Here is a 24,393-nt window from a genome sequence, read left to right as displayed (position 1 = left end):
AGAAAAAACAGTCGATTTTCAGAATTTTAATGTATCTTTGCGCTCAACATAAGGTGACTTTGCACATGAATATCAGAATGAACATCATACTGAGCGCGGGTATTATCATAGCCAAATATGGCTATGACCAGATGCCTCCGGTCCTTTGGCTCATTCTCCTGCTGGTCATGACTGGCATGGCTATCATCCTGCGGAAATGGATACTAAGCCAGCACATCCTTTTATATATCTGTATGTTTCTTCTGGGTGGTCTTCTCACTTCCTATCAGGAATATCGGGAGCGAAAGCCTGATACCTATTTTACGATAGATGAACTTTCGGAACTGGACCGGTTTCAGATAACTGCGCAAGAACGGAGAGCGGAAACAGAACAGAAGATGAAGGGATTGGGCATTGAGAATGAAGACTTTGGGATCATTGCAGCAATGGCACTGGGCGACAAGACGGCGCTGGACAAGGACACGAAAGAGGTTTATTCCGTAGCTGGAGCAAACCATGTATTAGCCGTAAGCGGACTGCATATCAGCATCATCTTCCAGCTGCTCATCATGCTGTTAGGTGGCAATCGCCGCCATATCTTCGTCATTTTTTCTGCCCTTCTAGCCATCTGGATGTATGTTCTGTTCATTGGCGTGCCTGCGAGTGCCGTCCGCTCTGCCACCATGCTGAGTGTTTATGGATTTGTAATGATGACCCGGCGAAAAGGAGAATCGCTCCATTTGCTCTCCACCGCTTTAACCTTCATGCTATTGTGGAATCCACTTTATCTCTTCGACCTCAGTTTCCAGATGTCGTTTGCGGCAGTTGGTTCCATCATCGTGTTTATGCCGTTGCTCAGTTCTCTTTACCATCCTGCTCATCGCCTATCACAATGGATATGGAGTATGCTTTGCGTATCGGCAGCTGCCCAGATTGGAACTCTTCCGCTCATCACTTATTACTTCGGGCGCATCTCGTGCTATTCCCTTCTTACCACATTCATTGCAATTCCTGCCGCCACGGGCATTCTTTACCTCTGTTGCATGCTGATGTTGCTGAGTCCCTTCCTGCTTCTGTCGCCGACAGTCGCTCCCGCCTCCTGGCTGACAAGCTGGATTGCCAAGGCATTGGTATCCATCACTCATTTTGCCAATACCGCCTTCCATCTCATCTCCTTGGCTCCCGGTGCCAGCATTGATGGAATCCACCTTCCCCTCCCTGCCCTATTCTGCATCTATGCCGTCATAGGGTTAGTGTATGCCGGATGGGTAAGAATAAAAAGGATAAGAAACAAAATGGCGAGAAGTCAGGAAGACTTCTCGCCGGAGAATGCATTATTTATGAATCATAGATAATGCTCAAAAAAAATAGGGTTGTCGGGAGAAACCACAGAAGGCATCTCCCAATCATTTACATTCATTAATCCAACTTCAGGCTCTTCTTGATAGCCTCGATCTTATCCATTGCAGCAGCTGTGCAACGGTTGTAGCAGCCAGCGCACTTGAATGAAGGATCCTTAACCTCAATATAGAACTTGATCTTAGGCTCTGTACCTGATGGACGGACACTTACCTTGGTGTTGTCATCGCAGAACCACTGGAGTACATTGCTTGTAGCAGGCATATCGAGCTTCTCTACGCTGCCGTCAGCATGCTTAGCCTCCAAAGACTGGTAGTCCTTCCAGGTTACCACCTTGCTGCCACCCAACTCCTGTGGAGGGTTGGCACGGAAGTCTGCCATCATCTGCTTAATCTCGTCAGCACCGGTCTTACCTGGGCGAACTACGTTTACAGTAAACTCCTTGCTGAAGCCATACTCTGCATAAATCTGCATCAGGAGGTCGTAGAGAGTCTTGCCCTGATCCTTAGCCCATGCTGCAATCTCGCAGATGAGGCAGATAGAAGCAGGAGCATCCTTATCACGTACCTTATCGTATGGCAAGAAGCCGAAGCTCTCCTCACCACCACCGATGTACTGCTGCTTGCCCTCAGAGATGGCAATCTCGCGTGCAATCCACTTGAAACCGGTGTAGCAGTCGCGCAACTCTACGTTGTTCTTCTTGGCAATCTCAGCAATAACTTCTGTTGTTACGATGGTCTTTACGAGGAAGTCTGTTGGCTTCAACTTGCCCAACTTCTTCTTGTTCTCGATGATATAGTAGCAGAACATCATGGCTGTCTGGTTACCATTGATGATCATCCACTCACCCTTGTCATCACGGCAAACGATAGCCAGGCGGTCAGCATCTGGGTCAGTAGCTACCACGAGGTCAGCGTTCAACTTAGTACCGAGCTTCATACCGAGGGTCATAGCCTCTGCATTCTCTGGGTTAGGAGAAACCACTGTTGGGAAGTTACCATCTACAACCATCTGCTCAGGAACAACATTGATGTTCTGGAAGCCCCAAGAACGCAGACAGAGAGGAACGATGACACGACCTGTACCGTGCATAGCAGAATAAACGATGTTGAGGTCTTTCTGACGGTTGATGACATCCTGGTCAATCATAGCAGAATGAACGGCTGTCATGTAGTCGTAATCCATCTCACCACCGATAATCTTGATTTTATCCCAGTTAGCCTCAAACTTCACCTGGTCGATAGTAACCTTGTTCACCTCCTCGATGATACCTGTATCATGAGGAGCCAGAACCTGAGCACCGTCGCTCCAGTAAGCCTTGTAACCGTTGTACTCCTTAGGGTTGTGAGAAGCTGTTACGTTGACACCAGCCTTGGCACCGAGCTCACGGATAGCGAAAGAAATCTCTGGTGTAGGACGGAGGCTCTCGAAGAGATAAGCCTTGATGCCATTGGCAGAGAAGATGGCAGCTACGGTCTCAGCGAAGAGACGGGAGTTGTTACGGCAGTCGTGACCTACCACTACAGAAAGGTTCTCCTCACCTGGGAAAGCCTTGAGAATGTAGTTAGCAAAGCCCTGGGTAGCCATACCAACGATATACTTGTTCATACGGTTGGTACCTGCGCCCATGATACCGCGCAAGCCACCAGTACCGAACTCCAAATTCTGATAGAATGCATCAACGAGAGCAGACTTGTCCTCTGCGTCGAGCATTGCCTTTACTTCCTTACGGGTTTCTTCGTCAAAAGCAGGTGTGAGCCACTGCTGTGCTCTTTCTTCACACTGCTTGATTAATTCTGCGTTATTAGCCATAGTTTGATTCTATTTTGTTATTAATAATGTTCATATAGAGGGTTGTGCTCGAAAACAGCACAATATATCTCTTTTTGCGTACAAAGTTATATAAAAATTTTGATAAACCAAACAAGATTGAAGTTTTTTTTGTATTTTTGCACATTGAAAAAGAAATAAAATAAAAAGTTAGGTATATGGAATTATATTATACGGGCGTCATCATCGCCATTTCCACCTTTTTAATAATAGGTATCTTTCACCCTATTGTTATCAAGACAGAATATCATACCGGCACCCGATTCTGGTGGGTGTTTCTCGTGACGGGTATCATCTGCGTAGGAGCAGCCTTTCTGGTTGCCAATGTCCTCGGCTCTGCTCTTCTGGGCGTAGTAGGAGCTTCGTGTCTCTGGAGCATCGGTGAACTCTTTGAACAAAAGGAAAGATGCGAGAAGGGATGGTTCCCGAAGAACCCGAAACTGGAAAAGAAAGGATACTATAGGGACGAAGTGAAGAGTGAAGTGTGAAGAGTGAAGAATTCAAGTGTATAGGAAGAAAAATTCAACGAAATGAAAACAGAACTCATACTGGTCGGAAAGACCGTGAACAAGCATTTCATTGCGGGCATCAAGGATTATGCCGAGCGCATCACGCACTACATGCCGTTCAATATAACCACGATTCCTGAGCTCAAGAATACCAAGAGCCTCAGCGAACAGCAGCAGAAGGAACGGGAGGGAGAACTGATTCTGAAGCTTCTGCAGCCTTCTGATACCGTGGTATTGATGGATGAGCATGGACTGGAATTCCGAAGCATAGAGTTTGCGAAGTGGATAGAACGCAAGCAGGCTACGGCTAGAAGGCTTGTGTTTATCATCGGAGGTCCTTACGGATTCTCGCAGGCAGTATATGACCGCGCCAACGAGAAGATCTCGCTTTCCAAGATGACCTTCTCGCATCAGATGGTACGCCTTATCTTTACCGAGGCACTCTATCGCGCATGCACTATTATAAAAGGTGAGCCTTATCATCACGAGTAAAAGAGGATCACTAATCATAAAGCTCAAAGTTCAAAGTTCAATGTCAAAAGAGAAATATATAGAGATTAAAGGGGCGAGAGCCAACAACCTGAAGAATATCGACGTGAAGATACCGCAGGGCAAGTTTGTTGCCATTACGGGGGTCTCCGGGTCGGGAAAGTCTTCTTTGGCTTTTGATACCTTATATGCAGAAGGTCAGCGACGCTATGTGGAGTCGCTGTCTTCGTATGCCCGCCAGTTTCTGGGCAGAATGAGTAAACCGGAATGCGATTTCATCAAGGGATTACCACCTGCCATCGCCATCGAACAGAAGGTGATTTCACGCAATCCCCGTTCTACCGTGGGAACGAATACGGAGATTTACGAATATCTCCGACTGCTCTATGCCCGCATCGGCAAAACCTATTCGCCTATCAGCGGACAGGAAGTGAAGCGCCATACCGCAGAGGATGTCTTAGCCTGTACCCGCCAGTATTCAAAGGGTACCAAGTATGTCATCCTTGCACCTATCCATGTCATCGAAGGCAGAAGCCTCAGCAAGCAGCTGGAGATGTACATGCAGGAAGGCTATGCCCGCATCATGGAAAAGAATGAGTTTATACGCATCGAAGACTTCCTGGAATCTGCAGACAAGGAACTGCTGGAAGCCAGCGGAGATGACCTCAAGAAAATTATAGAACAACAGGGAAAAGAGATTTATCTCGTCATCGACCGTGCGTCGGTAAGTGATGAGAAGGACGACATCAGCCGTCTCTTCGATTCTGCCGAGACAGCCTTCTATGAAGGAGACGGTGCCTGCCGAATTCTCTTCCTGCCTAGCAATATCAGCTACGATTTCTCTACCCGTTTCGAGGCAGACGGCATCACCTTTGAAGAACCGACAGACAACATGTTTGCCTTCAACTCTCCACTGGGCGCCTGCCCTACCTGCGAGGGATTCGGAAGCGTGATAGGCATCGATGAGAAACTCGTGATTCCCAACACCTCGCTAAGTCTTTACGACGGCTGCGTGGTTTGCTGGCGTGGAGAGAAGATGGGCATGTGGCTCAAAGAGTTTATCCGCCGTGCTGAACCATTCCACTTCCCTATCTTCAAGCCATACTATGAGTTGACCCAGAAGGAAAAAGACTGGCTCTGGCATGGTCTGCCTACAGAGAAAGACCGGGATCCGCACGACCGTGTGAGCATCGATGAATTCTTCAGAATGGTGAAGGAGAACCAGTACAAGATACAATACCGTGTGATGCTGAGCCGATTCCGCGGAAAGACCATCTGTCCGGACTGTCACGGAACCCGACTCAAGAAGGAAGCCAACTATGTAAAAATAGGTGGCAAGAGCATTACGGAACTGGTAGACATGTCGGTTACCAATCTGAGTGCATGGTTCAAGAAGCTGGAGTTGACCGATCACGAGAAAGAGATCAGCAAGCGACTACTCACAGAGATAACCCATCGTCTGCAATTCCTTCTGGATGTGGGACTTGGTTATCTTACACTCAACCGCCTCTCCAACAGTCTTTCTGGCGGTGAGAGCCAGCGCATCAACCTGACCACCAATCTCGGTTCATCGCTTGTAGGCAGTGTCTACATCCTCGATGAGCCAAGTATCGGTCTGCACAGCCGTGATACCGATCGCCTCATCAAGGTTTTAAGAGAACTGCAGGAACTGGGCAATACGGTAGTAGTAGTAGAGCACGATGAAGAAATCATGAGAGCTGCCGACTATCTGATAGATATCGGTCCGGATGCTGGACGCCTTGGCGGAAGAATGGTCTATTCCGGACCTGCATCAGAATATTCCGTAACAGACCAGAAAGAACAGGAAAAGCTTCTGGCGAAATATCCGGAGAGTTATACCATCAAATATCTCACCCATGCCGAGAAGATAGAACGTCCAACCAGTCATCGTGCCTGGAACATGGCGTTGGAAATCAAGGGAGCACGCATGAACAACCTGCGTGGCATCGACGTAAAGATTCCGCTCAACGTGTTCACCGTAGTAACCGGAGTATCCGGTTCAGGAAAGAGTTCACTCATCAAGGGCATCCTCTACCCTGCCATGCGCCGCAAGCTGGATCTGGTAGCCGATGCACCAGGCGAATATACCTCGATAGAAGGCGACCTGAATGCCATCAACCACGTAGAATTCGTAGACCAGAACCCTATCGGCAAGAGTACGCGAAGCAATCCTGCCACCTATCTGAAGGCATACGATGCCATCCGTACGCTCTTTGCCAACCAGCCACTTGCCAAGCAGATGGGTTTCACCGCACAATACTTCTCCTTCAATACCGAGGGAGGACGATGCGAGGAATGTAAGGGAGCGGGCTATGTAACCATCGAAATGCAGTTTATGGCTGACCTTACCCTGACCTGCGAAGCCTGCAAGGGCAAACGGTTCAAGCACGACATCCTGGAAGTGAGATACGGAGGAAAGGACGTGAACGACGTACTCAACATGACCGTAAACGAGGCTATCGAGTTCTTCAGCAACGAGAAGCTGCAGCACAATGAAGAAGACTTTGCAACCTGCCGCATCATCGTGAGCCGCCTGAAGCCATTACAGGAAGTAGGACTCGGCTATATCAAGCTGGGACAGAACTCCAGTACCCTCTCCGGTGGTGAAAACCAGCGTGTAAAGCTGGCATATTTCATCGGCAAGGAAGAACAGTCGCCAACGCTTTTCATCTTCGATGAGCCAACCACGGGACTTCACTTTCACGACATCAAGCGACTGCTCCATGCCTTTGATGCCCTGATAGAAAGAGGACATTCGCTGGTAGTCATCGAGCACAACCTCGATGTCATCAAGTGTGCCGACTACATAATCGACCTGGGACCGGAAGGCGGAGATAAGGGCGGCAGTCTGGTTGTGGCAGGAACACCGGAAGAAGTGGTAGCCTGCCCAGAGAGTCTGACGGGCAAATTCCTGCAGAAATATCTATAGGTAATGAAGCAAAAGACAGGCAAGCGAAGTAACTATTAATATAAATAATGTAAAAAATTAACGTTATACTAAACTTTATGTGTACTTTTGCATCGAATTATATAAAAAAGAAAAGAAATAATAATAAAATAAGAAAGGAAATGAAAAAGAAAAGAATCATATTGGCATTGACTATGCTTGTAGCTATCACAGCGACAGCCTCTGCCCAGGCAGAGATAAAGTTTGAAAAGCTCGTTCATAACTTCGGAACCTTCGAAGAGAGCAACCCTGTGCAGAAAGCAACATTTACTTTCACCAACGTGGGCGACAAACCTCTTATCATCAACCAGGCTATTGCTAGTTGTGGATGTACAGTACCTTCATATACCAAGAAGCCTATTGCTCCAGGTCAGAAGGGACAGATCAGTGTGACTTATAATGGCAAGGGCATGTTCCCTGGACATTTCAAAAAGAGCATCACTGTTCGTACCAATGGCAATGTAGAAATGTCACGCATCTATATCGAAGGCGTGATGTCTGAAAAGAAATAATCATGATATTCTATTTTTCAGGAACAGGAAATACCAAGTGGGCAGCTTCCAAACTGGCGGCTGCCACACATGACAGCTTGATATCCATCGCCCCTTATATGAGAGCCGATGATACCAAGTATGATATGACCGAGCCGTTTACCCTCCAGGAGGATGAACGGCTTGGTTTCGTTTTTCCGGTACATGGCTGGAGAGTACCGAGACTGGTGAGAGAGTTTATCGCAAATCTCAAGATTCAGAGAGCAGAAAACACAGAAGATGGAAAGAAAGAAGAGACAAGACGTTCTTTCGTCTACTGTGTATGCACGGCTGGTGACAGCATCGGACTCACCATCGAGAACCTCAATGAGGTCATCTCATCCAATCCTTCTCTTGCAGATCTGGGCATTACAGCCGTAGATTCGTCCTACTCCCTGATTATGCCGGAATCATACGTGGGACTTCCTTTTATGGATGTAGACCCAAAGGAGCGTGAAATCCGGAAGAAGGAAGAGGCTGCACAGGAACTGGAGGTGGTATGCGAGGAGATATTCAATCGCAAGCAGGGCGTAAACAGGCTCGTAAAAGGTCCCATTCCCTGGTTCTTCACAAAGGTAGTAGGAGGATTCTTTGAGAAAGTGCTCATCACCGACAAGCGATTTCATGTTGAGAAAGACCGCTGCGTGAAGTGTGGCATCTGTGCCAACGTCTGTCCGGTAGGTGATATCAAGGGCGGTCATGGTGCTTACCCGGAATGGCTGCATCACAAGAATTGCCTCACCTGCTTCACATGCTACCACCATTGTCCGCATCATGCCATTGAGTTTGGAAAACAAACCCGGAAGAAGGGACAGTATTTCTTTAAGTAGAGAACTGTATTCCATGATAGAACGGAAAGTATTTCATTTAATAATAACCCATCCTAAACAGTTTAACTATATGAAGAAAATCTTACTAAGCCTGGCCTTTTCATGGATGGCAGCAAGTTCTTTGTTTGCTGCCAAAGCAAAGCCTGGCGTATGCCGACTGATGATGACTGACGGAAGCTACGTTTCTGCTACCCTCAAGGGAGATGAAAACTTCCATTACTATACCCTCCTGGACGGTACTCCCTTACAGAAGATGACCAACGGGACATACGAGATATCATCAACCCAGGCATTGCAAGCTAGATTACAGGCTAGCATGGCACGCAAAACGAGAGCCAGCAGTATCGGAAACCAGCAGTATTTTCCACATCTCGGAACTCCAAAAGCACTGGTTATCCTGGTAGAATTTCAAGACGTTAAATTCAAGAGCACCTCGCCGGCAACCACCTTCAACCATTATCTCAACGCAGAAGTGGGAGAAGCAGCACCAGTTGCCGATGCCAAGGTTTTCTCGACAAAGGAAGAAACAACCAACTACGGTTCGGTAAGAGAATACTTCAAGCACTGCAGCCTGGGCAAGTTTGTTCCACAATTTGATGTGGTGGGACCGGTTACACTCAGTCAGAACTTTGCCTATTATGGAAAGAACAGAAGCGAAGACGACATTGACATTCATTGCGACCAGATGCTGGGTGAAGCCTGCAGCTTGGTTGACGATCAGGTGGATTTCTCCCAATACGATGCAGATGGCGATGGCTGTGTAGACCTGGTTTACGTCATCTATGCCGGTTATTCGGAAAGTATCAGCGGCAATTCAGATGACTGCCTCTGGCCAAAATCAGGAGCTACCCTATTCTACCGATACGACCAGAATGGAAATCCGGCAGGCAACCTGGAGTGCGACGGAATGAGCTTCTCCCGCTATGGCATCAACAACGAACTGAACGGTACCCCGAAGGATACCCAAGACGGCAAGTATCTGCTGAATGGCATCGGCCTCTTCTGTCATGAATTCTCACATACCATGGGTCTGCCGGATCATTATCCGGTATCCGGCTCATCAACCTATGCAGACAATCAGAGTCCGGAATACTGGGACCTGATGGACGCAGGAGAATATACCCAAGACGGCTATTGCCCTACTCCATATACTCCATGGGAAAAGATGATGATGGGTTGGATAGATCCTGTCACTCTATCTTCAACCCAGGCAGAACAGCTGACGCTGGAACCATACGATATGGCATCGAAAGCCTATAAGATTATGGCAGATGTTGACGACAGCAACTTTTTCATCAACGAGAACTACTCTGCCGGCATCATCAGCGAGGCAACCAGACAGAACCTCAAGAAGAGAGCACAGGGAGAATTCCTGCTGCTGCAGAATATCAGAAACGAAGGCTGGTATAAGAGCCTGCCGGGATATGGATTGCTGGTTTGGCGCATAGATTATGCTGACAAGGATTGCGTATCACTCTACGATTATCCCAACGATATCAAGGGAATATCCAGAGTGATGGTAGTACCGGCAGATGGTCTCGTCATCAACCAGATGAACTGTGGAGACAACAACACATATACCTGGAGCGATTATGACACCAGCAACCAAAACGACCCATTCCCAGCTTATGGCATCGGTAAGGATGGCAGCGATGTGAACAGTCTGACCGAGGTGAAATTCAACTGGAGTACCCTTACCTCCCGTCCTCTCTACAACATCAAGAAGGATGAAGCTACGGGTATGGTTACCTTTGATTACCTCAAGGACTTCGCTTCTACAGGCATCAGCAAGACAATCATCAACATTACCGACAAGCGACCTACAGAATACTACGATATGGAAGGCCGTAAGGTGAAGAATCCTATCAAGGGACATCTCTATAGCACCAACAAGGGATATAAGATGATATTCTAGAGAAAACAGAAATATACATATAAAATAAGGAGGATGTGACTTTTCATCATCACATCCTCCTTTTTTCATATTAGAGATATTCTTAAGTCTGATAAACTCAAAGACACTATAATCAATAGATTCTAGGACCAAAGATGGTAGTACCCACACGCACCATATTACTACCGTGCTTTACGGCAATCCGGTAATCGTGACTCATACCCCAACTTCTTTCACAGAAAGCATCATCATCGGCAAAATACTTCTCCTTCACTTCCTTGAAGAAAGCATAGGCAGCATCAAACTCCTGAGCTATCTGCTGCTCATCATCCGTATTGGATGCCATCATCATGATACCGCAAATCTGCACATGATCCATCGTTCTCCATTCGCCCGCCTCCAGGAGTTCACGGCAATCATCAAACGAGAAACCCGACTTGGTTTCTTCCTCTGCAATATGCAATTCCAGAAGAACCTTTACCACACGGTCGTGCTTGGCAGCCTGCTTGTTGATTTCCTTCAGGAGTTTCAGGCTATCCACCGATTCTATCATAGAGATATACGGAGCGATATACTTCACCTTATTGGTCTGAAGATGACCGATGAAATGCCACACGATATCCTTAGGCAAGGACTCTACCTTCCTGGCAAGTTCCTGTTCATGGCTTTCACCAAAGATACGTTGCCCCTCAGCGTATGCAGCCTCGATATATTCGTTGGGATGAAACTTACTGATGGCTACGAGATTGACTCCCGCAGGCAAGTTGCCCAACACTTCCCGAAGATTTCCTTTTACATCATACATAGTTCAATTAATAATTAAGAATTTATAATTAATAATGATTCCTTAGCCATTTGCTTTGCTGGAAGTATGACATAAGGTATACCTAATTACTCAGCTGGCTGTTCTGCATTGCCTTGCTCATACTCAGGCACATCGTTCTTCTCCTCCTGATTAGGAGCCTGATGCTCGAATACATCCATCAGGTTGGTCTCGTTAAGACCTATTGTGTCATAGTCGATCATGGTCTTACCCATTTCCTCGTCAACATAACGGAGTGCACGGGCCAGAGACTTAGCCTGAACGAGATAGTTTACAGTAGAACGCTTCTCCTTCTCAGTCTTATCATCAAGGGTGATAAACTGCAACTTAGCCTTGTACCACTTGTCATCATCGTCTACATCGCTGAAGAAAACCTCATGGTAGGCAGCCTTTGCAATACCACTAACCTGAAATTCTCCGCTGACATAAACAGACATTTCATCGGTGATAGCGCTCTCAGCCTCTGTAAAGCTTAAAGCATCTACGAGATAATTCTCTGTAACCACCTTCTCAGAACCATCCTCCATTGTTTTCTGATATCTCACTTTGGTTGAAAACCAAGTAACATTTGATCTACTTCTCATTTTTTACCTTTTTTATTTTAAATATTTAGTTTTATAATCATTTATTTGAGGATAGGACGAACAAGCCGCTCTACCCAGTTTTGTAATTCTAAATCACTGTTTGGAGATGCAAAGTTATAAAAAAGAATGCAGAAAAGCAACAGAAACACAAGATTTTTATTAAAATATAAAATTAAATTAAAATCTTTTCCGTATTTTCAGCTAATTTTCTTAACTTTGCACACGATTAGCGAGAAGTGGGCTCTTTTTAATGGCCGTAAATTATCTTCTCGACTTGGATAATTAATAGAAAGAAAGAAAAAGATGCCAGAAATATCTGTACGCGGTCTTGAGATGCCAGAGTCACCAATCAGAAAGTTGGCTCCTTTGGCTGCCGCAGCAAAGAAACGTGGAGTAAAGGTATATCACCTCAACATCGGTCAGCCAGACCTGCCTACTCCTCAGTGTGGTCTCGATGCCTTGAAGCATATTGACCGCACCATCCTGGAGTATTCTCCAAGCCAGGGCTATCTCAGTTATCGTGAGAAGCTAGTAGACTATTACAAGAAATTCAATATCAACGTAACTGCCGATGATATCATTATCACATCGGGAGGTTCCGAGGCTGTACTCTTCTCTTTTATGAGTTGCTTGAACCCAGGAGATGAGATTATTGTACCAGAACCTGCTTACGCCAACTATATGGCTTTCGCCATTTCTGCAGGTGCCAAGATCCGTACCATCGCTACCACCATCGAGGAAGGTTTCTCATTGCCTAAGGTAGAGAAGTTTGAGGAGCTGATCAATGAGCGCACACGTGCCATCCTGATCTGCAACCCTAACAACCCAACAGGTTACCTCTATACACGCCGTGAGATGAACCAGATTCGTGACTTGGTGAAGAAGTACGATCTCTATCTCTTCTCTGATGAGGTTTACCGTGAGTATATCTATACGGGTAGCCCTTATATCAGTGCGATGCACCTGGAGGGTATTGAACAGAACACAGTGCTTATCGACTCTGTATCCAAGCGATACAGCGAGTGTGGTATCCGTGTGGGAGCCCTGATTACCAAGAATGCAGAAATCCGCAAGGCTGTGATGAAGTTCTGTCAGGCTCGTCTTTCTCCTCCACTGATTGGTCAGATAGTAGCCGAGGCTTCTCTCGATGCACCTGAAGAGTACTACCGTGACGTATATGATGAGTACGTGGAGCGCCGTAAATGCCTGATTGACGGACTCAACCGTATTCCTGGCGTATACTCTCCTATTCCTATGGGTGCCTTCTATACCGTAGCCAAATTGCCTATCGATGATTCGGATAAGTTCTGCCGCTGGTGTCTGGAAGAATTCGAATATGAGGGCGAAACCGTGATGATGGCTCCAGCTTCTGGTTTCTATACCACTCCTGGTGCAGGTCGTAATCAGGTACGTATGGCTTACGTTTTGAAGAAGGATGACCTGAACCGTGCATTGACAGTTCTTGCCAAGGCACTGGAAGCCTATCCGGGAAGAGTGGAGGATGAAGGACTATAATAATTAATAATGTATAATTGATAATTTATAATTGGGTACATACCATCATCCGCAAGGCAATTAGTAATTATTAATTCTACATTATAAATTCTACATTATAAATTATTCATTAGAATGAATTTTCCTCTATTTATAGCAAAGAGATTATATAGCGATCAGGGCGACAAACGTAAAGTTTCTCGCCCTGCTATTCATATAGCCACTGCGGGTGTTGCCATCGGTCTCGCTATCATGATCATGTCGGTATGCGTGGTGCTGGGATTCAAACATACCATCCGTGACAAGGTGATAGGATTCGGAAGCCATATACAGGTAGCCGACTTCCTGACCCTGCAACAGCAGAACCAATACCCGGTGGTGGTGAACGACTCGATGGTAAACGTCCTGAAGAAGATGCCAGGCGTCAAGCATGTACAGCGATTCGCCATGAAGGAAGGCATTCTCAAGACTGACAATGACTTCCTGGGAGTTGTTCTCAAAGGTGTAGGACCAGATTTTGATTCAACCTTTATCCATCAGAACATGGTTGAAGGAAGCATTCCCAAGTTTGACGACAAAGCGAGCCATAACCAGATTCTCATATCCAAGTTGATGGCAGACAAGCTGAAATTGAAGAACGGAGAGCGAATCTTCGCCTACTTCATCGATGACAGCGGAGTAAGAATGCGCAGATTCACCATCAAGGGAATCTACGAGACCAATCTGAAGAAGTACGACGAGATTATAGCTTATACAGATCTCTATACAGCCGTGAAGCTGAATGGCTGGGAAGATGACCAAGCCAGCGGAGCGGAGCTCACCGTCAATGACTTCGGGAAGCTCAACGAAACGGAAGACTATATTATAAATAAGGTGAACCGTACCGTAGACCATTATGGAGAGACCTACAGCAGTGCAACCATCAAGGATTTGAACCCTAACATCTTCCAGTGGCTCAGCCTGATGGACATGAATGTATGGATTATTCTCGGCTTGATGATAATAGTAGCCGGCGTAACGATGATAAGCGGCCTGCTCATCATCATCCTGGAGCGCACTTCAATGATTGGAGTGATGAAGGCATTGGGAGCCCGCAACAATATCATTCGCCACACCTTCCTCTGGTTTGCCGTATTCATCATCGGCAAGGGAATGATATTGGGTAACATCATCGGTCTGGGACTGTTAGCCATTCAGAATCTAACAGGCATCGTGAAGCTTGATGCGCAGACTTACTACGTAAGTAACGTCCCAATAGAGTTTAACTGGCTCTTCATTCTGGCATTGAATGTAGCCACCCTGCTCATCAGCGTATTCATGCTTGTAGCACCAAGTTATCTCATCTCTCACATCCATCCAGCTAAGTCGATGAGATATGAATAAATCTCTTTATCCCATTATTGCTATCCATTTATAGCAATAATGGGATAAAAACTTTACTATTTTACCTAGTTTTTGCATTATTTTGCCCTTAGCACGAAAATAATGCACATTTTTTTTTGCGATGTGCAGTATTTTCTGTATCTTTGCACAAAATTTTGTAAATTGTGCAATGGATTCAATACCAAGTTTTAACTCATATATTGAGAGAAGCATCATCAAGAACTGGAACCTGGATGCGCTCACCGATTATAAGGGAGCTACACTCCAGTATCATGATGTTGCAAGAAAGATAGAAAAACTTCACATCCTGTTCGAGAACAGCGATGTCAAGAAGGGTGACAAGATAGCCGTGTGCGGAAGAAATAGTAGTCAGTGGGCAGTAGCCTTTCTGGCCATTATCACATACGGAGCCATCGTCGTACCTATACAGAACGAATTCAAGCCTGAGCAGATTCACAATATCGTGAATCACAGCGAGAGCAAACTTCTGTTCGTAGGCGATGTGGTAGCTACAGAGATAACCCCTGAAGAGATGCCCTCTCTGGAAGGAATTATCCACCTACCTGACAATTCACTCGTCATATCTCGCTCTGAAAAACTAACCTATGCCCGTGAACACCTCAACAAGATGTTTGGTCACAAGTATCCGAAATACTTCAGAGCAGAACATGTAAAATATCACGTAGACGCCCCGGAGGAGTTGGCGATGATTAATTACACCAGCGGAACAACAGGTTTCTCTAAGGGCGTGATGCTGCCATATAGAGCGCTTTGGGGTAATCTTGATTATCTCATCGACTCGGTAAGTCCTAAGATAGGAAAGAATTGCAACATTCTCTCTACCCTGCCGATGGCGCACATGTACGGACTGATGACAGAGTTTCTCTACAATATCGTAGAAGGTAACCACATCTTCTTCCTCACCCGTCTCCCGAGTCCTACGCTCATCTCAGAGGCGCTGGCAGAAATCAAGCCCGACATTCTCTTCGCTGTACCGCTCGTGGTGGATAAGATCGTAAGAAAGGAAGTGTTCCCACATATCCAGACCAACCGCGCAAAGCTTCTGATGAGCATGCCTGTCATCAGCAAGCGCATCAAGGAGAAGGTTCGCGAGTTCGTGCTGCGTAAGTTTGGTGAGCACCCATACGAGGTAGTTGTCGGTGGAGCTCCGCTCAACAAGGAGATAGAGAACTTCTTTATCAGCATCGGATTCCCTATCGCCATGGGATACGGTACCACAGAGACTGCACCGCTCATCACCTTCGCCCATCAGGACAACTACGTGGCAGGAAGCTGCGGTGTTGCCGTGAAGCACATGGAGGTAAAGGTATTGAGCGATGACCCTGAGAATGTAGCAGGAGAACTGGTTTGCCGCGGCATCAACGTGATGAAGGGATATTACAAGAATCAGGAGGCTACAGATGCTGTACTCGACGAAGACGGATGGTTCCATACTGGCGATTTGGCTACCATGAGTGCCGACGGACATTTCTTCGTAAGAGGACGCAGCAAGAACATGCTTCTCGGTCCTAACGGTCAGAATATCTATCCGGAAGAAATAGAGGACAAACTCAATTCCCTGGCAATGGTAAACGAGAGCATCGTACTGCAAAGCAATGACAAGCTCGTAGCGCTGGTTCACCCGGACATGGATGAAGTAAGCAATCTCGGATTCACAGACGAAGACCTTGCCAACATCATGGAAGAAAACCGAAAGGAACTGAACCAGCAGATGCCAAGCTTCGCTCATATCTCACGCATCCAGTTGCACGATACAGAATTCGAGAAGACTGCCAAGAAGTCTATTAAAAGATATTTGTATCAAGACGTAATATAACAGACAATTGCATCAAAACACAATAAATATGGAGATACCAAGCTTTAACGCACTAATAGAGAAGAGTATCATAGACCATTGGGATATGGATGCTCTTACCGACTACAAGGGAGCCACCTTGCAGTTCCATGATGTAGCACGTAAAATAGAGAAACTACACATCATGTTCGAGAATTCAGGCGTGGTAAAGGGTGACAAGATTGCTCTTTGCGGTCGCAATAGCGCCAACTGGGCTGTAGCTTTCCTTGCTACCCTCACCTATGGCGCCATCGCTGTGCCTATTCTGCATGAGTTCATGCCAGATCAGATACATAACATCGTGAATCACAGCGATGCCAAGTTGCTCTTCGTTGGTGATGTAGTAGCTACCCAGGTAGATGCTACCAAGATGCCGGGACTCGAAGGCATCATCTACATACCGGATTACTCGCTTGTTGTATCTCGTACAGATAAGCTGACTTACGCTCGTGAGCACCTCAATGAGATGTTTGGTATCAAATATCCTAAATATTTCCGCAAAAATCACGTCAGCTATTACAAAGAAGAGAATCCTGAAGAGCTGGCTATGATTAACTATACCAGTGGAACCACAGGTTTCTCCAAGGGTGTGATGATACCATACCGTGCGCTTTGGGGCAATGCCGACTTTGCCGAGAATGTATTGGGCAAGAAAATCAAGCCGGGAGATTCTATCATCAGTATCCTGCCGATGGCCCACATGTATGGCATGGCATTCGAATTCATCTTCGAATTCATCAAGGGTTGCCACATCTTCTATCTCACCCGCATCCCTAGCCCAGCCATCATCGCTGAGGCTTTCGGACGCCTCAAGCCAGCCGTCATCATTGCAGTACCATTGGTTATCGAGAAGATTATCCGCAAGAAAGTATTCCCTAAGATACAGAACAACCGCATGCGCATGCTCCTCCACATGCCTGTCATCAGCAAGAAGGTGAAGGAGAAGATCTGCGACCAGGTAAGCAATGCCTTCGGTGGAAACTTCTATGAGGTGATTATCGGTGGTGCAGCCTTCAATCAGGAAGTAGAAAGCTTCCTCCATAGCGTAGGCTTCAGATATACTGTAGGATATGGTGCTACCGAGTGTGCGCCTATCATCTGCTACGAGGATTACAAGCATTTCGTACCGGGTTCCTGCGGCAAGGCAGCTCTCCACATGATGGTTCGCATCGACAGTCCAGACCCAGAGAATGTACCAGGAGAGATTCTGGCTAAGGGTCCTAACGTGATGTTGGGCTATTACAAGAACGAGGAAGCAACCAAGCAGACCATCGATAAGAACGGATGGTATCATACCGGCGACCTCGGCACCATGGATGGTGACGGCAACGTATTCATCAAGGGACGCAGCAAGAACATGCTTCTCGGAGCAAGCGGTCAGAATATCTATCCGGAGGAAATTGAAGACAAGCTCAATTCCCTGGCTCTTGTGGCTGAAAGCGTAGTAGTACAGAAGGGTGATAAGCTCATCGCACTGGTTCACCCGGATTATGACGAGGCTCAGACGCTCAACCTCGGCAACAAAGAACTTGCCGACATCATGGAGCAGAACCGTCAGGAACTCAATTCCATGATACCAGCATACAGCAAAGTATCAGAAATCAGAATCCACGAAGAGGAATTTGAGAAGACTCCTAAGAAGAGTATCAAGCGATTCCTGTATACCATCAATGATTAAACGAATCTCGTCAAGATATAAAAAAAGTGAGCTGTCTTCGGAAGAAGAAGCTCACTTTTTTGTTTTATGTAAATGTTGATGATATCCAATCAACGCCTGAGAGATTTACTCCTGCTCAGCACGATCATCTACATTGTCACCCTCTGTAGGAGAAAGGGTAGCCTTGAAGTCGGTAATACCGTACTTAGCCATGATGTTGTACCACTGGAGCAACTTCTTGATGTCGCTGTCACGTACACGGTCACGGTCGTAGCTAGGAAGAACCTCTGCGAAATAGCTGTGCAACTCCTCAGCAGAAGCCTTCTTGTAGTTGAAAGAACTAACCTTACCCTCTTCCTTCTTGCTTACGCTGTCGAGAACTTCCCACAATGGCACCTCATCAGCATCTGTATACATAGCGATGTCGCCAAGGCTTGTTACGCGATCTGTAGCGAAAGCAGGCATACGCTTATGTGACTCGTCGAGCATTTCAACGATTAAGTTTCTATTACCTCTAGATACCAGTTTGTAAAGGCCTGGCTTACCTGCAATTGAAAGAATTGTTTCCATTGTTTTTAATTCAATTATTGATTTATCCTTTTATATTTTTATTTTAATTATCTCTCTAAAGCAATCGCCTGAGCAATTGCTGAACCTGCTCTTCCACATCCCTCACTCCATCATTCACGATTTCAAAATCAGAACGGGCAGCAAGTTCTTCCTGCGGCATCACGGCATCTATCCATTCCTGTGCTTTCTGCTCCGAAATATGATCCCGCAGCATGATACGCTTCAGACGTACTGGAACAGGAGCTGTAACACAGACCACGAAGTCGAAATGAGTACGGCGGTCGAAACCACTGTCAAAGAGAATAGCACTCTCCAACCATTGGTAATCGCTCTGCTCAAAATCTCTTGCCACAGCAGGATGCACCACATCATTGACCGCCTGCTTGTTTGCCTCACTAGCCAGGAGAAACTGGGCAAGCACAGGTTTCTGCAAGATTCCCTCTGCACTATATACCTCCTCGCCCACCAGCTGCTTCAAGCTTTCCTGCAAGTCGACATCATAGCGCATCAACCGTTTGGCTTCAGCATCACAGTCATATACCTTGATGCCCTGTTTTTCCAAGATGCGGCATACATAGCTTTTTCCGCTACCAATGCCCCCCGTTATAGCTATCTTCATCACAATGAATTATAAATTATTAATTGTAAATTAAAAATTATTAATTATCATTGCTGTTCCAACAGATAATCTACAGTTTCGTTTTCCAGATGCGCCTTGCTGACAGAACGAGGCACACTCCTCAGCTGCAAAGTACACTTGTCAGACGGATTGTTAGCCAACTCATTGTAATCCACTACCACCTTGAACTGTTCAGGAGTAATGGTACGGAAGAGACTGGCTCCCACAGTGAATCTCACCGCAACCCTTGCCGGGAATGTACGAAGCACCATATTATCAGGCATATTGATTGCCTTTACCGGAACTTCAACAGATTCCTCTGTCAAGATATCCGGGTAAACGGAAAGTCTCACCTGCTTAGGCACGATTTTCACACCCCGAATCTGCTTGATCTTCACGTCCTGCTGAATCGTATCTTGCAGGTTGCGCTGATTGAACGGAACGATTTCTACCGATTCCAGCTGATCGAGCTGTCGCTTGTTGGCATAGACCGTAACCATTGTCGGGAAAAACTCAGTATGAGCCAGATAATAACGCCTGCTGGTAGTAATCCTACCCTTGAAGACCACCGGCACCTTCTTGGAAGAGCCATAGGTGAAGTAGAAATCAAACTTTCCTGGTTTGACAGAGAGCAACTTGCTGGAGCCATACAACTGCGCCTGCACCTGTTTCTGCACATCAGCCAGTGGTATTACTCCTGCGCCAGCATCATCATCAGCATAAGTTGAGAATTTGAAAGAGATAGGGTGGAATTTCCTTCCATAGGCATAAGTAGCCAGCGTAAATCCCTTATCTCTCACCGTAATCTTAACCGTATCAGGTAATTCACCAGTAATGATCGCATTACGTGGCATGCCAACCAGCTGTACGGGAATAGCAAATTCCCTCTCCAGCGTTTCGTTGAGCGACATCATCAACCAGAAGCCGCCACTGAGCGCCAAAAAGAACAAAAAAATCAGAAACTCCTTATTCATACCACTGAACAGGAAGTTTCTGACAGCAAGCAATATGTTCTTGATACTATGCATTAGGAGTCTGACTTGTAGCATCAGCAAACACGTAGCCCTTAGCCACAGTGATTACCACGCCACGAGCTATCTCAACATCGATAGTGTTAGCCTCTACATTCACGCGCTTTACGGTACCATAGACGCCACCACCAGTAACCACCTTAGAACCCTCCTGAAGAGAATTCTGGAACTTACGGATTTCCTTCTGCTTCTTCTGCTGAGGGCGAATCATGAAAAACCACATGATAACGAAGATAGCCACCATCATAATGAGGAAGGTCATGCTGCTTCCACCCTGCTGTGCCTGTAATACTAAATTTGTCATAGTCTTGTTATATATTTCTTTATAATTATTGATTCTTTTTTATATATCACGCGATTTAGTTCTCGTGATGATCTCTATACTTAGACTTGCGCTCTGGCAAATCCTTGGCAATGATACCCTGCTCATTCAGGTAACGGGCGATATTGTCAAGCATACCGTTCACATAGCCACCACTGCGAGGAGTACTGTAAACCTTAGCCATTTCCACATACTCATTGATGGTTACTGTAGCAGGAATACCAGGGAAGGTAGTCAACTCAGCGATGGCAATCTGCATGATAACCACATCCATGTAAGCCAGACGTGAGAAGTCCCAGTTGCGTGAAGCAGTACTCATATAGCGCTGATAAGAATCTGCATTGAGGATGGTAGCACGGAAGAGCTTTCTAGCAAATTCTCTATCCTCCATGTCCTTGTACTCAGGAAGGAGTTCCTGCTTGCTCTTGTTAGCCTTGTCAAAGCGCTTGATGGTCTTCAGCACGAAGGTATCAACGATATCCTTGTCATCATTCCAGTACAGGCTCTTCTCCTCGAGGAAAGCATCCATCTCATCATTGTTCTGGATAAACTTCTTATATACACGACGCCACCACTCACGGTCACGGTCGTAATCATCCATATCAGGGAGTTCTGCATCGAAAGCACCACTGACATAATCGGCATAGAGATCACTAGAAGTAATAGTATTGTACAAGCTACGAACCACCTCAATGTTCTCATCCCAATTAGAATGCTTCACATCAATCCAGTCGAGCAACATCTTATTCTCCTCCAACTGTACAGCAAATTCATTGAACGCCAAACGAGCAGAAGGCTCCTGAAGGCCCTCACGCTGCGCACGAACCACCTCAACATCGTAACGCTTACGGGCTTCCCCTGTAATAGCAACGATGAGCTGCAACATGTAGTTGTACAGATCGTACGACTTGGAGAGACTGAACATCAACTCCTTCTCAGCATTATCCATGTTGTAATTGCTGTTTTGATAGTATGCGTAGGTTAACTGCACAATCTTACGTCTTATCAAATCCCTATTAATCATTCTCTAATGTTTTTAAAAGATTTATTTATATGTTTACCAATTACGAGTGCAAATATACATATTTTATATAATATGAGCAAGAAAACGAGGAATATTTTCTACTTTTTTAAGGATAAAGGCATTATTTTTGATATTTTCTTCCAAAATATTTGCATATTCCAAATAAAATGAGTAATTTTGCAGCCGCTTTGCGGAAAAGATTCGCAGACACGCTTTTTCAAAGCTAATCCGTGTGATGGCGAGTTAAGGCACATTATTAAATTTTTAACAACTTAATTTAGAGTAACACAAATGAAAGAGATTAATGTAACAGGTCAGAAGCGTACAGACCTTGGTAAGAAAGCTTCTAAGTCATTGCGTAAGGAAGGTTTCATCCCATGTAACCTTTATGGTGAGAAGAAGGATGCTAACGGTGCTCCTGAGGCTATGTCATTCGCAGTTCCATTCACAGAGTTGCGTAAGATTATCTACACTCCTCATGTATATGTAATCAACCTCATCATCGACGGTGAGAGCCACACAGCTATCATGAAGGAGATTCAGTTCCACCCAACAACAGACGCTCCTTTGCACGTTGACTTCTACGAGGTGAACGATCAGAAGCCTATCACTATCGGTATCCCAGTTAAGTTGGTAGGTCTTGCACAGGGTGTACGTGATGGTGGTCGTATGAACCTCTCTATCCGTAAGATCAACGTTACAGCTCCTTACCAGGTTATTCCTGAGCACCTCGATGTAGACGTTACTGAGTTGAAGATCGGTAAGAGCATCAAGGTTGGCGACCTTTCATACGAGGGTCTCGAGCTGGCAACAAGCAAGGCTGTTGTAGTTTGCTCTATCAAGATGACACGTAACGCTCAGCTCGCTGCACAGGCTGCAGCTGAAGAGGAGGCTTAATTGATAAGTCATCGAGATTTTACGAACCTGAGTAAAGCATTATCAAACATTGGATAAATATTTGATTTGTGGGCTTGGTAACCCTGGCGATGAATACGCAGGAACCAGGCACAACACAGGATTTATGGTATTGGACGCTTTTGCTAAAGCGTCCAATATTCATTTTGAGGATAAGCGATATGGATTCGTCGCTGAAACCACACTCAAGGGCAGAAAGATCATTCTCCTGAAACCTACCACCTTCATGAACCTCAGCGGTAATGCAGTGAGATATTGGCTGAATCAGGAAAAGATTGATCAGAGCAGACTTCTGGTAATCAGTGATGAGCTTGCCCTACCCCTCGGTGCTTTCCGTCTGAAAGCCAATGGCAGCAATGGCGGGCACAACGGTTTGGGACATATCCAGCAACTTATCGGACAAAACTATGCTCGCCTGCGCATGGGTATCGGCAACGATTATCCGCGCGGTGGACAGATAGACTGGGTACTTGGTAAATACACCGAGGAAGACATGAAGGAACTTCAGCCTGCTATCGACCTGGGCGTAGAGATTATCAAGAGTTTTGTATTGGCTGGCATCAACAATACGATGAACCAGTACAACAAGCTTGGGAAAAAGTAATCATGAAAGAATCAGCAAGAATAGACAAGTGGCTCTGGGCAGCCCGCATTTACAAGACGCGCAGCATTGCAGCAGATGCCTGCAAGAATGGTCGTGTGACGGTGGGAGGCGTAAACAGAAAGCCATCCTTTATCATCAAGCGTGGCGATGTGGTGAGCGTGAAGAAGGCTCCTATCACCTATTCTTTCGAGGTACTCGACTGCATTGAGCAGCGCGTAGGTGCCAAGATGCTGTTTGGCGTTTACAAGAACGTTACCGATCCTAAGCAGTACGAACTTCTGGAAATGAGCCGCATCAGCGGATTCGTAGACCGTGCAAGAGGTACCGGACGCCCTACCAAAAAAGAGCGCCGTGCGCTCGATGCCTTCGTTGATCCAGCCCTGTTCGGATTCGAAGATGAGGATTGGGACGAAGAAGATCAATAATAAAAAAGAGACGCCCTGTAAAGGCAAAAGCATTCCGACATGGAAGCTTTACCTTTACAGGGCGTTTTTTGTGTTTATATTCCAATGCTTATTACATGAGTACATTAGAACGGATACGAGACAATGTTTCCGGCGTCATCTGCAGATAATTAGCAATATAGGTGAGCGGAGCTCTTAATACTACCTGTGGATTCATCTCGCAAAGGCGCTTATACTTGTTTGGCGCTGTCTCAAAGCGCATCAGGTCGGCATGCACTTGCGACTGTATCAAACTCTCTTCCAGAATCTTACGATACAGCATCTGAATATTGACATTACGCATCGCAGCCGCCTCGAGCTTCGCCTTTGGCAAGATGTAAACCAATGTAGGTTCCAATGCTTCCACTTGTAGATGAGAAGGTTCCTCTTTAAAGAGACTTTCAATACACATGAAGATAGAGTGATCCACACCCAGGTGCTCGGTCACCTCCTTGCCATTCTTGATGTAATACTGTCGCACCAAGCCCTTCTCTATATACGAAATACCCGTACATACTTCTCCCTCGGACAAGATTCTCTCGCCCTTGCCATACTTCACCGGCACAAGCAAATCTTCCAGGACATCCAGCTCGTCGTGAGTCATCGTACTATACTTACGTGCAAGCTCTCTGGCTATGTCGCGCTTAGGTACTATAACCTTCATCAAGTCAGCCATAATAA

The 24,393-nt window shown here is 46.0% G+C and carries 23 protein-coding genes; 14 read left to right on the top strand and 9 right to left on the bottom strand.

The annotated features are described in order from the left end of the window. The first annotated feature begins 65 nt into the window (after positions 1-65). Positions 66-1,334 (top strand): ComEC/Rec2 family competence protein, encoded by a 1,269-nt coding sequence (locus ACQRBJ_RS02645; protein WP_445302790.1) that lies wholly within the window; start codon positions 66-68, stop codon positions 1,332-1,334. Positions 1,335-1,398: 64 nt separating this feature from the next. Here the strand turns inward: ACQRBJ_RS02645 and ACQRBJ_RS02640 are convergent, their stop codons facing one another. Continuing rightward, on the bottom strand, positions 1,399-3,150 hold the full coding sequence (locus ACQRBJ_RS02640) for a phospho-sugar mutase (protein WP_153084021.1): 1,752 nt from the start codon (positions 3,148-3,150) through the stop codon (positions 1,399-1,401). A gap of 176 nt (positions 3,151-3,326) precedes the next feature. Here ACQRBJ_RS02640 and ACQRBJ_RS02635 point away from each other — a divergent pair, with 176 nt between their 5' ends. From ACQRBJ_RS02635 to ACQRBJ_RS02610, 6 genes are all read left to right on the top strand, one after another. Continuing rightward, positions 3,327-3,656: a DUF4491 family protein gene (locus tag ACQRBJ_RS02635; protein WP_295346874.1), complete on the top strand. Its 330-nt coding sequence runs from the start codon at positions 3,327-3,329 to the stop codon at positions 3,654-3,656. A 42-nt stretch (positions 3,657-3,698) separates the two neighbouring features. Continuing rightward, positions 3,699-4,169, top strand: coding sequence for a 23S rRNA (pseudouridine(1915)-N(3))-methyltransferase RlmH (gene rlmH / locus ACQRBJ_RS02630; RefSeq protein ID WP_217760127.1), 471 nt, complete (start codon positions 3,699-3,701; stop codon positions 4,167-4,169). Positions 4,170-4,209: 40 nt separating this feature from the next. After that, positions 4,210-7,116: an excinuclease ABC subunit UvrA gene (uvrA, locus tag ACQRBJ_RS02625; RefSeq protein ID WP_445302789.1), complete on the top strand. Its 2,907-nt coding sequence runs from the start codon at positions 4,210-4,212 to the stop codon at positions 7,114-7,116. 140 nt (positions 7,117-7,256) lie between these two features. Further along, on the top strand, positions 7,257-7,646 hold the full coding sequence (locus ACQRBJ_RS02620) for a DUF1573 domain-containing protein (protein WP_294968014.1): 390 nt from the start codon (positions 7,257-7,259) through the stop codon (positions 7,644-7,646). 2 nt (positions 7,647-7,648) lie between these two features. After that, the gene (locus ACQRBJ_RS02615; RefSeq protein WP_445302788.1) at positions 7,649-8,494 is read left to right on the top strand and encodes an EFR1 family ferrodoxin; all 846 of its coding nucleotides are present in this window, start codon (positions 7,649-7,651) and stop codon (positions 8,492-8,494) included. Between the two features lie 70 nt (positions 8,495-8,564). After that, positions 8,565-10,409, top strand: a complete 1,845-nt coding sequence (locus ACQRBJ_RS02610; RefSeq protein ID WP_445302787.1) for a M6 family metalloprotease domain-containing protein — start codon at positions 8,565-8,567, stop codon at positions 10,407-10,409. 112 nt (positions 10,410-10,521) lie between these two features. Here the strand turns inward: ACQRBJ_RS02610 and ACQRBJ_RS02605 are convergent, their stop codons facing one another. Both ACQRBJ_RS02605 and ACQRBJ_RS02600 read right to left on the bottom strand, forming a co-directional pair. Beyond that, entirely contained in the window at positions 10,522-11,193 is a 672-nt protein-coding gene (locus tag ACQRBJ_RS02605; protein ID WP_295346877.1) for a YggS family pyridoxal phosphate-dependent enzyme, read from the bottom strand. Positions 11,194-11,279: 86 nt separating this feature from the next. Further along, a complete protein-coding gene (locus ACQRBJ_RS02600) occupies positions 11,280-11,795 on the bottom strand; it encodes a DUF4494 domain-containing protein (RefSeq protein WP_445302786.1) in 516 nt (171 codons plus the stop codon). 303 nt (positions 11,796-12,098) lie between these two features. Between ACQRBJ_RS02600 and ACQRBJ_RS02595 the strand changes: the two genes are divergently transcribed. The 4 genes from ACQRBJ_RS02595 (at position 12,099) to ACQRBJ_RS02580 (ending at position 18,205) form a co-directional block, all read left to right on the top strand. Next, on the top strand, positions 12,099-13,310 hold the full coding sequence (locus ACQRBJ_RS02595; protein WP_294702872.1) for a pyridoxal phosphate-dependent aminotransferase: 1,212 nt from the start codon (positions 12,099-12,101) through the stop codon (positions 13,308-13,310). Between the two features lie 114 nt (positions 13,311-13,424). Beyond that, positions 13,425-14,672, top strand: coding sequence for an ABC transporter permease (locus ACQRBJ_RS02590; RefSeq protein ID WP_445302785.1), 1,248 nt, complete (start codon positions 13,425-13,427; stop codon positions 14,670-14,672). A 169-nt stretch (positions 14,673-14,841) separates the two neighbouring features. Continuing rightward, positions 14,842-16,509, top strand: coding sequence for an AMP-binding protein (locus ACQRBJ_RS02585; protein ID WP_294968006.1), 1,668 nt, complete (start codon positions 14,842-14,844; stop codon positions 16,507-16,509). 28 nt (positions 16,510-16,537) lie between these two features. Further along, positions 16,538-18,205, top strand: coding sequence for an AMP-binding protein (locus ACQRBJ_RS02580; protein WP_445302784.1), 1,668 nt, complete (start codon positions 16,538-16,540; stop codon positions 18,203-18,205). A 105-nt stretch (positions 18,206-18,310) separates the two neighbouring features. Here the strand turns inward: ACQRBJ_RS02580 and ACQRBJ_RS02575 are convergent, their stop codons facing one another. Genes ACQRBJ_RS02575 through nusB form a run of 5 tightly spaced genes read right to left on the bottom strand, consistent with a single transcriptional unit; the run spans position 18,311 to position 21,750 of the window. After that, the gene (locus ACQRBJ_RS02575) at positions 18,311-18,754 is read right to left on the bottom strand and encodes a DUF5606 family protein (protein WP_153122125.1); all 444 of its coding nucleotides are present in this window, start codon (positions 18,752-18,754) and stop codon (positions 18,311-18,313) included. A 55-nt stretch (positions 18,755-18,809) separates the two neighbouring features. Further along, the gene (gene coaE / locus ACQRBJ_RS02570; RefSeq protein ID WP_445302783.1) at positions 18,810-19,373 is read right to left on the bottom strand and encodes a dephospho-CoA kinase; all 564 of its coding nucleotides are present in this window, start codon (positions 19,371-19,373) and stop codon (positions 18,810-18,812) included. 47 nt (positions 19,374-19,420) lie between these two features. Next, positions 19,421-20,401 carry a CdaR family protein gene (locus ACQRBJ_RS02565; RefSeq protein WP_294968002.1) on the bottom strand — a complete coding sequence of 327 codons (981 nt, stop codon included), beginning with the start codon at positions 20,399-20,401 and terminating at the stop codon, positions 19,421-19,423. Then, complete coding sequence (gene yajC / locus ACQRBJ_RS02560) at positions 20,394-20,708, bottom strand: preprotein translocase subunit YajC (RefSeq protein ID WP_153122128.1); 315 nt, start codon at positions 20,706-20,708, stop codon at positions 20,394-20,396. Before yajC ends, ACQRBJ_RS02565 begins: the two co-directional genes overlap by 8 nt. Positions 20,709-20,763: 55 nt before the next feature. Continuing rightward, the gene (nusB, locus tag ACQRBJ_RS02555; protein ID WP_295346880.1) at positions 20,764-21,750 is read right to left on the bottom strand and encodes a transcription antitermination factor NusB; all 987 of its coding nucleotides are present in this window, start codon (positions 21,748-21,750) and stop codon (positions 20,764-20,766) included. 291 nt (positions 21,751-22,041) lie between these two features. Here nusB and ACQRBJ_RS02550 point away from each other — a divergent pair, with 291 nt between their 5' ends. From ACQRBJ_RS02550 to ACQRBJ_RS02540, 3 genes are read left to right on the top strand one after another with little or no spacing between them, the layout of a single operon-like run. Beyond that, positions 22,042-22,647: a 50S ribosomal protein L25/general stress protein Ctc gene (locus ACQRBJ_RS02550; RefSeq protein ID WP_294967998.1), complete on the top strand. Its 606-nt coding sequence runs from the start codon at positions 22,042-22,044 to the stop codon at positions 22,645-22,647. 49 nt (positions 22,648-22,696) lie between these two features. After that, positions 22,697-23,269: an aminoacyl-tRNA hydrolase gene (gene pth, locus ACQRBJ_RS02545; protein ID WP_218415853.1), complete on the top strand. Its 573-nt coding sequence runs from the start codon at positions 22,697-22,699 to the stop codon at positions 23,267-23,269. Between the two features lie 2 nt (positions 23,270-23,271). Then, positions 23,272-23,694 carry an RNA-binding S4 domain-containing protein gene (locus ACQRBJ_RS02540; protein WP_153122132.1) on the top strand — a complete coding sequence of 141 codons (423 nt, stop codon included), beginning with the start codon at positions 23,272-23,274 and terminating at the stop codon, positions 23,692-23,694. Positions 23,695-23,785: 91 nt separating this feature from the next. Here the strand turns inward: ACQRBJ_RS02540 and ACQRBJ_RS02535 are convergent, their stop codons facing one another. Further along, a complete protein-coding gene (locus ACQRBJ_RS02535) occupies positions 23,786-24,388 on the bottom strand; it encodes a Crp/Fnr family transcriptional regulator (RefSeq protein WP_228117608.1) in 603 nt (200 codons plus the stop codon). Positions 24,389-24,393 lie beyond the last annotated feature (5 nt).

This window comes from Prevotella sp. SGI.167 (genome assembly GCF_050313615.1).
Taxonomy (GTDB): domain Bacteria; phylum Bacteroidota; class Bacteroidia; order Bacteroidales; family Bacteroidaceae; genus Prevotella.
Note: the sequence above shows the minus strand (reverse complement) of the source record. Positions and strands in the feature narration are given on the sequence as shown.